At 61.2% G+C, this 10,797-nt stretch carries 8 protein-coding genes; 3 read left to right on the forward strand and 5 right to left on the reverse strand.

What is annotated here, in order from left to right:
* The 4 genes from HG800_RS26525 to HG800_RS26540 all read right to left on the reverse strand — a co-directional run.
* On the reverse strand, window positions 1-477 hold a 477-nt coding region (locus HG800_RS26525; RefSeq protein ID WP_449343010.1), incomplete at its 3' end, for an ISAzo13-like element transposase-related protein.
* A 35-nt stretch (window positions 478-512) separates the two neighbouring features.
* Entirely contained in the window at window positions 513-845 is a 333-nt protein-coding gene (locus HG800_RS26530) for a transposase (protein ID WP_169981357.1), read from the reverse strand.
* Window positions 846-970: 125 nt separating this feature from the next.
* Window positions 971-4,129: a protein kinase domain-containing protein gene (locus tag HG800_RS26535; RefSeq protein WP_169981359.1), complete on the reverse strand. Its 3,159-nt coding sequence runs from the start codon at window positions 4,127-4,129 to the stop codon at window positions 971-973.
* The gene (locus tag HG800_RS26540; protein ID WP_169981361.1) at window positions 4,120-4,710 is read right to left on the reverse strand and encodes an RNA polymerase sigma factor; all 591 of its coding nucleotides are present in this window, start codon (window positions 4,708-4,710) and stop codon (window positions 4,120-4,122) included. Before HG800_RS26540 ends, HG800_RS26535 begins: the two co-directional genes overlap by 10 nt.
* Before the next feature lie 584 nt (window positions 4,711-5,294).
* On the opposite strand from HG800_RS26540, the gene HG800_RS26545 reads away from it, so the two are divergent.
* On the forward strand, window positions 5,295-6,194 hold the full coding sequence (locus HG800_RS26545) for a sigma-70 family RNA polymerase sigma factor (RefSeq protein ID WP_169981363.1): 900 nt from the start codon (window positions 5,295-5,297) through the stop codon (window positions 6,192-6,194).
* A gap of 442 nt (window positions 6,195-6,636) precedes the next feature.
* On the forward strand, window positions 6,637-7,908 hold the full coding sequence (locus tag HG800_RS26550) for a hypothetical protein (protein WP_169981365.1): 1,272 nt from the start codon (window positions 6,637-6,639) through the stop codon (window positions 7,906-7,908).
* Between the two features lie 83 nt (window positions 7,909-7,991).
* Here the strand turns inward: HG800_RS26550 and HG800_RS26555 are convergent, their stop codons facing one another.
* Window positions 7,992-8,798, reverse strand: a complete 807-nt coding sequence (locus HG800_RS26555; protein WP_169981368.1) for an inositol monophosphatase family protein — start codon at window positions 8,796-8,798, stop codon at window positions 7,992-7,994.
* A gap of 907 nt (window positions 8,799-9,705) precedes the next feature.
* Between HG800_RS26555 and HG800_RS26560 the strand changes: the two genes are divergently transcribed.
* Window positions 9,706-10,797 (forward strand): S8 family peptidase (locus HG800_RS26560; RefSeq protein ID WP_206352485.1); only part of this gene is annotated, 1,092 nt, incomplete at its 3' end.

Below are 10,797 nucleotides of genomic sequence, written 5' to 3' on the forward strand. Positions count from 1 at the left end.
CTTGCAGCCGTGGCGTGCCCACCACGAGCCGATCGCCTCGACGGCGAAGGCCGGCGTGTCCGCCGAGGTGCCGACGCAGATGTGGCCCCGCCTGCCGAGCAGGTCGTAGATGCCGTACGAGGTCGCCCGGCACTCGGCGTCGCTGAGGAAGTCGTAGACGTTGACCTCCTCGGGCTCCCGGAGCCAGGCGGCCCCGGCGTTCTTGAAGTTGCCGACCAGTTCCTTCTTCTTGCTATCGACGCTGATGATCGGCTGCCCCAGCCCCTCGAAGATGGCGATCCACTCGTCGATGTTGCGGAACTGCCGGTCCCGGTCGGGGTGATCCGGCCCGGTGAACCGCTTGCGGTTGACCCGCAAGCGGTAGTCCTGCTCCCGCAGCAGCCGGGCGATGGTGGTGGGGCAGAGATCATGACCGAGCCGCTCCAGGTCAGCCCCGATGGCCGGCAGGCTGCGGCGGACGAACTTGGCCGGGCCCATCGGGTCGCCGCCGGTGGCCGGCTCGACGACGGCGGTCAGGGCCGGGACGATCTCGGGACTTTTTTTTCGACGGCGGGCCGGCCCCCGCCGGGCAGCCGGACCCGATCGGCGGGCCGGCCCTCCAGCGAGTCGGCCAGTTCCCGTCGGCCCCGGCGGATGGTATCGACATCCAGGCCGGTGATCCGGGAGAGGGTGCGGGCGCCGCCGTGGCCGAGCTTGGCACTCTCGACGGCGGCGTACCAGCGGCGTTGCTGCTCGTCGAGGCGGCTCATCAGGAGATTGATCCGTCGGTGGCCCTGCTGATCGGGATGGGGCTCGGGGTTGGTGCAGCGGGGGCACTGGCACTGATGGACATCACGCTGAGGCACGGAAGGACCCTCCCTGAAAGCTCGTCGGTGTCCGTACCATCCTACGAAAAACCTGGAAATTGTTCTTGGATGCCCCTCAAGCTCGTGACTCTCAAGAAACACAATTGATTGAAATGGTGAGAGATTCAAAACTCGACCCCGCCAAGAAGTTCGGCGAGTTCGGCCCGTTTTGAGTCAAGCATCGGGTCTGAATAGAACACGTTCTCGATGAAACCAGCGTGTTTATCTCGGGCTGCAGCAAGTGCCGCCGCTGCATGGATAAGTTGTGAGGGGTCATCGTTCGCGGCAGTAGCATGAGCTCTAGCGAGCGCATAGTAAGACTCGCCTCGATAACTCTTTGTTGTTTCCGCATAGCTGACAGCAGTCTTAGCATAGTCAAGTGCTGCGTCGGAATTGCCTTGCCGAGCCTCATGAGCTGAGAGAAGAACGAAGCTCATTAGGCCGGTCGGCTCTTTGTCTATGAATTCAGAGACGTTTTCGTGTTTCGAAATGCTTTTGTATCCCTCGATCGCATTTCGGAAATTCCCCATGCGTTGCTCGGTGACCGCACGATCAAATTGAGCTGAGAGGTGTCCCGGTTCGAGCTTGAGAATCCGGTTATAGTGATCGAGTGCTTCCTGGAGTCGGCCCTGTTTGAGTAAGAGCTTCGCGACTTCATTACGGAGTTCAAGATTAGAAGGTGCCTCTATCAGTTTGCTGGCAAGGATGACAGGAACGGATGAGGCATCGAGATCTATGAATGATGTCGCCCGATGACCGAGCAGTCTGAATAAATCGATACGCAGGGATCGCCAGGCTTCCGAGGAAGGTGAGCTTTCACTTGGGCGGATTCGTCGAATGGCTTGCTCGATCAAGTCAGGGCGGCCGATTCGGGCTCCCAGCATGGCGAGCGCTCTCCAAGCGACCGTCCATCTAGGAGTGATTCTTACTGCGTGGTGATAGCTCTCAATCGCCCGATCGATATCGTCCAGGTAGTACTGACAAGAGCCTTGCCCGAGCCAGAGGATGGCCGCCTGCGGATGAGTTACCAAGCAGGTCCCAAATTCGTCTTTGGCAGTCTCGACGTCCCCGATTTGAGTCAAGGCCGTGGCAAGTCGATAGCGGGGCCAATAGAGGTCAGGGCGATCTTTGAGTGCCGCATGATAGCGATTGATAGCGTATGAGAGGCTCACTTCGGACGGTGGAACTCCAATAGCCTCCGCTTCGGCTGGAGTTACGGCTTCGGCGAGGATCCCGTCGAGGTAGGCGTTAAGCCAGGCCGGGGGTGAGGAGATGTTCGAGCCTTGAACGATCGAGAAATTGCCACCATGCTTTTCATGTAAACGGTTCGCAGCGAGCTGCAGTGGAGCGATCGGGTAAGCTTGCAGAATACGATCGACACAAGACAAGGCCCGCTCACGAACCTCCGGAAAAGCGTCATACTCGTCACGTGAAAGTTCAATCGCGTAGACGAGTGCATGTCCAAGGACCCAGCCGAGTGTATCGGATTGGGCAGGTTCTCCTAGACGTGTGATGTCGTGGTTGTTCCAACTATCGGCTGAGGAGCCATCAAGTAGACCATAACTTGTGAGCACGCGTTCCGCGAAATCCAGCTTGCCAGAACTTTGCGAGCGTTCGCCTATTCGATAAGCCCAAACCTCGTACGAGCCGGAGTTGGGATCAGAGACGAAGGCTTCGTACTTTTGCCGAGCCAACTTGCTTAGTTCGTCTTCCTTAGCACTGGCATGTTGTAGCTGAGTTGTCCGATCATCGTGAACCAAGGCCGCGGCTCCGGAGGCGATCAGGCCAAGCGTGATGCAGCAGGCGGCGGCGAGGAAGGGGCGTTGGTGGTAGCGGAGCCAGCGAGAGGCCTCGACCCAGGCAGGGGGGGAGGTGTGGAGCAAGGGGAGGCCCGATCGCCAGCGGTCGAGGTCGACGGCGAGTTGCGAGGCGAAGCGGTAGCGGTGTGTGGGGTCCGGAGCGAGGCAGCGGCGAAGAATCGCCCGGAGGCCAGGCGGGATCGAGACAAGATCCCGTCGGGAGGCGGGGTCGCCGGCAGAGCGGTTGGCGGCGAGCAGGGCGGCCAGTGCGCGGCCCGATCGGGGGGATTCGTCGGGCGAGGGGACCGAAGGAGGAGCCCCCGTAAGCGCTTCTCGAAGAATCAGGCCAAGGGCATACAGGTCGGCCTGATGGCACGAGGAAGGGCAGGGGGGGGAGGCGGTTTCAGGACTGGCCAGCGCGCGGAGACGTTCGGGAGCCATGTAGGCCAGGGTGCCGCCCAGCTCTCCCGAAGTGCGAGACAACGAGGCCGGTAGCCAGTCGGTCGAGAGGTTGAAGTCGAAGAGCATCGGCTGACCGTCGCCGCCGATCAGAATATTCGAGGGCTTCAGGTCGCCGTGAATCACCCCGCGCTGGTACGCGTGATCGAGCGCCTCGGCCAGTCGGGCGATGACCCAGGCGACGGCACCGGCAAAGCTCAGTGAGGCGAGCAGCTCTCGGGCCGGTCGGACGGGAGTTGCAGCGGTGTATTCGGGGGCTGAGCAGAGGTCGAGATCGGCCAGCAAGTCGAGACCGCGCTCGGGGCGTCGGCTGCGTCGGCGGCTTTCCTGGAGCACGTCGCCAAGGGTCGCTCCGCCGACGAAGGGCATGAAGATCAGTTGCAACCCGTCGTCGGTGATCCGTTCCCGGAGAATCGGAACGATGTGGGGGTGAGGGGCCCGGGCAAGGTATCGGTGTTCGGCCGAGGGGCGGTCGGTGACCTTGAGCACGAGCAAGCGGTCTTCCAGCTCGGCATCGGCGGCGAGATAGACGTGAGCAAACCCGCCCCGGCCCATCTCGCGAATCAGGCGATAGGGCCCGACCTCATCGCCGGGCTTCAGGGGGCTGAGGGCCTGATCCTTCCCGATCGAAATGGGAGGAAGCACCTCGTGCAGTGCGATCAGGCGGAGCAACCGGTCGCGGTACTCCGGGAATCGGCGGACGAAGTCTTCGACCGAGGGTCGGCGCTCGGAAGACGCCTGCAAGCAGAACTCGTGATAGATCAACTCCAGGGGTGCTTCGGGATCGTCGGGGGGGAGGCGGTCGAAGAACTGCTCGGCGCGGGGTTGCTCGCCCTGGTCCCAACGTCGGGTGAAGTCTTCGAGAAGGGCTTCGAGCGCCTGGCTGACTGTCGAGGCCGTCCCGGAGGCCGAAGGAGCGGCCCAGAGGCGGAGGTGGTCGAGTTCCCGCTCATCCTCGGAGGAGATCAGGCCGGAGCTTGGGTCAAGCGGTTTCGGGGGTCTGCCGGGGGTGGGCATCATCGCCATCGCCGTTGCTCCATGCGTTGACGGGCATCGTCGATGAGTCGACGGACCGATCGTTCGTGGACGCCGACGCGGAGGGCGATCTCGTCGAAGGTGAGCCCCTCGCGACGGAGGCGGAGGGCCTCGGTCTCCCAGCCCGACCGTCCCGCGGTGAGCTGATCCATGCAGTCCTGCTCTTGCAGATTCTGGCTGGGGGTTGGGTCGGCGGAGGGCACATCTCGGGGCTCGTCGCGGTTGCCGCGACGAACGTAGAGCGGCTCCTCGCGTCGAAGGTCGTATTTCTGCGTCCGGGTGCGCCGCCGGTACTCCTCGTGAACCTTGTTCCAGGCCACACCACTGAGATAGGCGCGGAGATGCTGCTGGTTCTCGAATCGGGACGGATCAACCCCGTCTCCGGCAAACACGCTGGCCCAGACAAGCTGCACGAAATCCATGGAATCGAACTGAGCCCGCAAGAGGCGAGGCAGCTGCCGTCGGACGGCGAGCCGCACATCGGCCTCGAACTCATTCAACAAAGTGTTGAGCGCGTGCTCGTCGCCGGCTTTGGCACGGGCGATGAGGTCGGCGAAGGTGGTCTCGTTCATCGTGCCACTCGCCCCGGAATTGGTGGATCGGACGTAACGGTCAACTCCTTTGGCCTGACAGCGGCGTCAGGCCGATCCGATCGGGGAGTTCCGGGCCGTCGAGCCGAGGTCAGGCATCCCGAAGCACAGCTCGATTCCGGAAGGACGCTCGGGAGTCGTCATGTCTTAGTTTACGTTCTCCGGCCGGCAAAGACACCTCAAAATAGCACATTTTCTTTGGAGCGTGGGGCACCCCTTTCGGCCGTGATGTCGGAAAGCTGCAGCCGGGCACGTTCGGCTGACATGAAGTGATTCCCCGGAAATTTTCTGACACTTTTTTTCAGAATCGTGTCCGGTTCCGTTCTTTGATTGCAACACAAGGGTTAAGGCCTCGATCACGAGGACGCCCCGATCCGGCACGCTCTGTCGCATGAGGTCGACTTTGTTAGGCCAAATCGTGTGCGCCCGTAGCAACTGACTCGCAACGAACGAACGCTCCCGGCGAATTGGGGTGAACCCACCTCGGGCAACCTCAGGGACGCGGGGAGTTGAAGGCCGAGATGATCGGTCGAACCTCTGTGAACACCAGCGAGGAGCAGCCACCGATGGGACGATGCTGCACCAGGGAACAGACCTACGCGACGCCGATCGGGGATTACCTTCGTGAAATCCGAAATCACGACCTACTCTCCGCCGAGGAGGAGGTCGAACTCGCCAGGGCGATTCAAAACGGCGATGACGTAGCCCGGACACGACTGATCGGAGCCAACCTCCGTTTGGTCGTGAAAGTGGCTCGCGACTTCGAAGGCCGAGGACTCGCCCTGGACGATCTGGTCGGCGAGGGGAACGTCGGACTGATCAAGGCCACCGAGGCCTTTGACCCCAAGTTCGGGACCCGATTCAGTACCTACGCAAGCCACTGGATCAAGCAGGCCATCCGTCATGCCCTGATCACGACCACGGCTACCATTCGACTGCCGGCCCACATGGTCGGGCTCTTGACCAAGTGGCGGCGAGCCGAGCGTCATCACCTCCGAGAGTTCGGCCAACCGGCCAGCTTCGAAGAACTGGTCGTCACCCTCGGCCTCTCCGATGCAAAGTGCCGGATGGTCGAGAAAGCGCTGATCGCCTGCCGCTTGATGCCCGTCGGAGGCGATCGGGACGAAGGGGACACCCTGAACGAAACGACCGACTTCCGGGAAACCCCCGATGCGTCACTCGAAGCCGATGATGATCGTCGCGACCTGATGCAGCGTCTCAAACGGCTCGACGATCGGGAGCGGACGATCCTGACACTCCGCTACGGCCTTGGCGATCACGACGCGATGACGCTCAAACAAATTGGCCTTCGGCTCGGAGTGACCCGCGAATGGGTCCGAAAAATCGAAGTCCGCGCCGTCCGCAAACTGAATGACGACTGGAACCCCCGGCCCTCGCGTCCTGGACGTCGGGCTCGGGCCTCGCGATCTCGGAGCCAGCGCTCACCATCGCTCCAGTTGGCCTAAGCTCTCCCGGAACGACTAGGAGCCCACCGGCGACGACCGACGAACTCGATGGCTGAGTCGTCCAATGGCGGCGGGCAGGTCCCCGGGATCGCGGCCGACTCCTTCAGACAATGAGGGAGTCGGCCTTTTTTTTACTCCTGAGCTTGGTCTCACGACGAATCGCAAGGGGAAATCGGAACGACCGAGGCCGGTTGATCCGCAGAGACGATTCGATCGGCATGTCCGGCGATCGGCAGGGGTGGCAACTGCCGAGTTCGCCTTGCCCGTGTGGGACAATTATGGTGTAGTGCGTCCGTTTCCCCTCCGAGGGCGTTCTGCTCTTGCGCCTCCTTAATGATCTCTCGACCGCGGAAGCGGCTCGGGAGAGGCCCCTCTGATAGTCCCCGACCGAGGTGTGACGAGCGACGACCCGACTCGGTCCTCGAACCGCCGGTAGGGCCTCATGTCCCGATTTCCCATCGTTCCCCTACTGCTGCTCGGCCTGGTTGTCTCAACTGGGACCGGTTGCCGATCCTCGTTTCAGGGGAATTTCCTGAGACGAGATCTCGCACAGGTTCCCGTTGAGCAGGCTGAACGGCCCGATCCCGACGAACTGGTTCGAAGGGTCGCTCTGGAACACGATCGGCGATCGCAGTTGGTCCATGCGCTGAAGGTCTCGGATCTGAATATCAAGATCGATACCTTCCGCGACCAGAACGGCAACGATCGCTCTCCCTTGCTGGGAGGCACGGCCAGCGGCGTGATGGTGATGGAGCGGGCGAGGAACTTGCGGGTGACACTCCGCAAGCCCCCCGGCATGGCAGTGGCCGACATTGGCTCGAATGACCGGGAATTCTGGTTTGCCAACGATCTGTCGAACGAGATGGTGATTGGCTCTTATGCCCAGACCGAAGGGTTTGCGGATCCGATGCTTGCCTCGGTCCGTCCCGACTGGATCTTTGAGGTCCTCGGCCTGGAGCCCTTGCCGGCCGATCTGGAAATCGCTCCGGGAGAGTCGGACGCGACCTTGACCCTGATCGAGCAGCGTCGGCTGCCGAATGGGTCGACCATGGTCAAAGAGTCGGTCCTGAGTATCGCCGAACAGCGGATCATCGAGCATCGCCTGTTTACCGAGGGGCGAGGCGATCTGATTGCCCGGGCCCGGGTCGAGCGACCCGAGACGATCCGGCTGCCGGCGACCGGCGGGGCCGAGCCTCCGGAGACAATCCAACTGCCGCGCGTGGTGCGATTGACCGTGCCGGAGATGGCCGAGCTGACCATGTACCTCGGCAGCATCAAGCCGAATCCCTCGGATGATTTTGTGGCCAACACGACCTTTGAACGGCCGGTAAAGGACGGGTATCTGGTCGTTGACGTGCTCGAACTGGCCCGATCGCAAGGGATGGTCCTGGCTGATCAGTCGCCGTCCTCGATTCCCCCTCCTGCTACGTCGCGTGATCGGTTGGCCTCGTCCAGGCCGTCTCCGGGATCGCTTTCGCTGCCGAGGAGCGATCGCGATGTTGCTCGGACCGAGGACGTCTCGATCGGTTCCCGAGGGCAGGGGGCGAGTCCAGGATTGCGGTCGATCTCAGATCGCTCGCCCGTGGCGCTCGACCTGCCTTCGCCGTCGCGATCGGCCGCCGGCCTGGGAGATGGTTCCGTGGAAGTCCGCCGGCAATCGTGGGAGTCGATCGAGGGAAACCGGTTCCGCCGAGGAGCCCTCGGGCGCCAGTGAGTTCGATCTGTTCGCGCATCAATCGCGCGGGGCAGGGGGGGCCTGTGTCCGAACCGATCACTTTGTCGTGATCCGATCAACCCTCAAGATGCTGCCTCTGACGACGGGTGATGCTCTCGGACAATGGCCAGGACGGACTCGTGCAATCGCCCGTTCGAGGCCAGCACGCTGGAAACGGACAGTTCCAGCGGGGCTCCCAGGCAGTTGGTCACCCGACCTCCGGCTTCCTCGACGAAGAGTCGGCCGGCGGCGAAGTCCCACGGGGCGAGTTGGTACTCGAAGAAGGCCCCGAACTGTCCGCAACCGACCATGCAGAGGTCGAGGGCGGCCGTGCCAAATCGTCGAATCCCGTGGATGTTCTGTCGGAACAGCGCGGAGATGGAACGAAGAGTCGCCTCCATCATCGCACCGCGATCGTAATAAAATCCAACGCCAATCATGGATTGATCGAGACGATCGTGGTCAGCGACCCGAACCGGCCGGCCGTTTTGGAACGCCCCCTTTCCTCGGATTGCAGTGAACCGATCACCACTGACGGGACTGAGGACGACGCCACACTGAGCGACTCCATCGCGATGGTAGGCGATCGAAACGGCGAAATGCGGCAGGTGATGAGCGAAGTTGTTGGTGCCGTCAAGCGGGTCGACGACCCAAAGATGCTCGGCATCAAGGTCGCCGTGGCTCGCCTCTTCCTCACCCAGAATGGAATGACCGGGGAAGGCCCGCTGCAAGACCTCGACAATGGCGCGCTCGGCTTCGAGGTCGGCATCCGTGATCAGGTTGCCGACGTCCTTGGAGCGGTGCGCGACCCCTTCCCGGAGGTAACGTAGCAAAACCTCTCCAGCAGCCTGAGCAGCCTGCTCGGCAACTACAAGTTGAGGATGTTCCATTCTGGTATCTGAAAAAATCCGAGTGTTCTGATAGTCCGTTGGGGAAGGTCATCGCATCATTATGACAAGGACCGCTGTGCGTGGAAAGCTGGCGTCTCGCGGGAGGTCCTCGACAAGAAAGTCCGAAAGGGCTCGGGCACACAGCGTGCATTGATTTGTGGTTCTATGTAGGATTGGCTGTTGCATATCTTGCTCGTGCCAGGGGTGATCGCGAACTCCGATCGTCAGGGAAAACCCTTGATGAAATGCAGCAACACGGCCCAGGGGTTCAGGCTAGAATCTGCGCGATGGATCCGGTAAGTTCCCGAATGCTATCGCAATGGTCTCGGGGTAATCAACGATTCCAGGCTTGTCCCGAGCAGCACGACGACGGCCGTCAGTCTGTGCCAATCAAGGCACAAATCAACTCACTCTCGGTCGTCCTTCCCTTCGTTTCTTGATTCTCCTGTTCCAATCACGGCGATCTGCAACCATGCACCGCTTCACGCGACGCACTGCGCTCAAGATCTCTCCGCTCGATGCGCTCGAAGCACGAACCCTGTTAAGTCTCGGGGCCGGTCTACCGGTTGCCGAGGCTCCTCCAGCAACACAGGAATTATTCAGCCTTGAACATATCATTGTTCGATATCGACCCGAGTTCGTTGAGGGCGTCTCGTCCCATGATTTGGCGGGTGCCCTGGTGCCGGGTCTTCAGACCGTTCCGGTACCCGAAGGACTCTCAGTCCAGCAGGCGATCACGCTCGCACAAAATGATCCTCGGGTGCTCTACGCGCAACCCGATTACCTCGTCTCGATCACCTCGACACCTGATGATCCGAGGTTCGGCTCACTTTGGGGCCTGAACAACACAGGTCAGAGCGGGGGAGGGAGCCCGGGGGCCGACATCAGTGCGCTTGAGGCCTGGTCGGTGACGACGGGTAATCCCGATGTGATTGTTGCGGTGATCGATACGGGGATCGACCTGACTCATCCCGATCTGGTACCCAACCTCTGGATCAATGCAGGCGAAGTCGGAAGCAACGGGCAGGATAGCGACGGAAACAGTTATGTTGATGATGTCTACGGCTGGAATTTTGTGAACAACTCTCCGAATGTTCAAGACGACCATAATCACGGAACCCACGTCTCGGGAACCATCGGTGCGGTCGGAAACAACACGCTGGGTGTCGTTGGGGTTAACTGGAATGTTCAGCTGATGACATTGAAGTTTTTAGACTCGTCTGGAAGAGGTTTCACGAGCAATGCCATTAAAGCGTTGAATTATGCGGTCACAATGGGTGCGCACGTCTCGAATCACAGCTACGGGGGCGGCAGCTACAATACGGCGTTCGCCGATGCGGTCGCAGGAGCAAGGGAGCTAGGCCATATTGTCGTGACTGCAGCCGGCAACAGCGGATCCAATAATGATGTAAACCCAACCTATCCGTCCAACTATGTAAGTGACAACCTCATCTCGGTCGCTGCTACGAACGGGTATGACCTGATCGCGGGCTTTTCGAATTACGGGGTGAACACGGTTCATCTCGGTGCGCCAGGCGTCTCGATCCTGAGCAGTGTTCGCAATGGGTCGTATAGCTATATGTCGGGGACCTCGATGGCCGCGCCGCACGTCACGGGTGCGATCGCCTTGATCCGGGGGCTCCACCCGGAATGGTCCTATGATCAGGTCATCGCCAAGTTGCTGACGACTGTTGATGCGGTGCCAGGCCTCAAGAACACGGTCAAGACGGGTGGCCGCTTGAACCTCGGTCGCGCGGTGACGAGCGAAACGACGGGGCCTCAAATCGCATCCGCTTCCTTTGTTGCCGATTCGGAGCATCGGATTCGGTTGCGATTCAATGAGCCCATTCTTGCCAGTTCTTTCTCGACCGAGGATGTGCTTTCCCTGACGGGTCCGGAAGGGCAGGGGATCACCGTCTCCACGCTCTCGGTGGTTCCAGGATCGGAAAACCGCGAGTTCGACGTGTTCTTTCCCCTGGCTGGGGCTGGCACGTACCGA

Origin of the sequence: Tautonia rosea (assembly GCF_012958305.1) — a bacterium.
Classification (GTDB): Bacteria; Planctomycetota; Planctomycetia; order Isosphaerales; family Isosphaeraceae; genus Tautonia; species Tautonia rosea.

What these genes read in the sequence shown, in the direction of transcription:
- HG800_RS26550 (WP_169981365.1), top strand. Translation starts at nt 6,637, where the DNA reads ATGTCCCGATTTCCCATCGTTCCCCTACTGCTGCTCGGCCTGGTTGTC.
- HG800_RS26555 (WP_169981368.1), bottom strand. Translation starts at nt 8,798, where the DNA reads ATGGAACATCCTCAACTTGTAGTTGCCGAGCAGGCTGCTCAGGCTGCT.
- HG800_RS26540 (WP_169981361.1), bottom strand. Translation starts at nt 4,710, where the DNA reads ATGAACGAGACCACCTTCGCCGACCTCATCGCCCGTGCCAAAGCCGGC.
- HG800_RS26535 (WP_169981359.1), bottom strand. Translation starts at nt 4,129, where the DNA reads ATGGCGATGATGCCCACCCCCGGCAGACCCCCGAAACCGCTTGACCCA.
- HG800_RS26545 (WP_169981363.1), top strand. Translation starts at nt 5,295, where the DNA reads ATGGGACGATGCTGCACCAGGGAACAGACCTACGCGACGCCGATCGGG.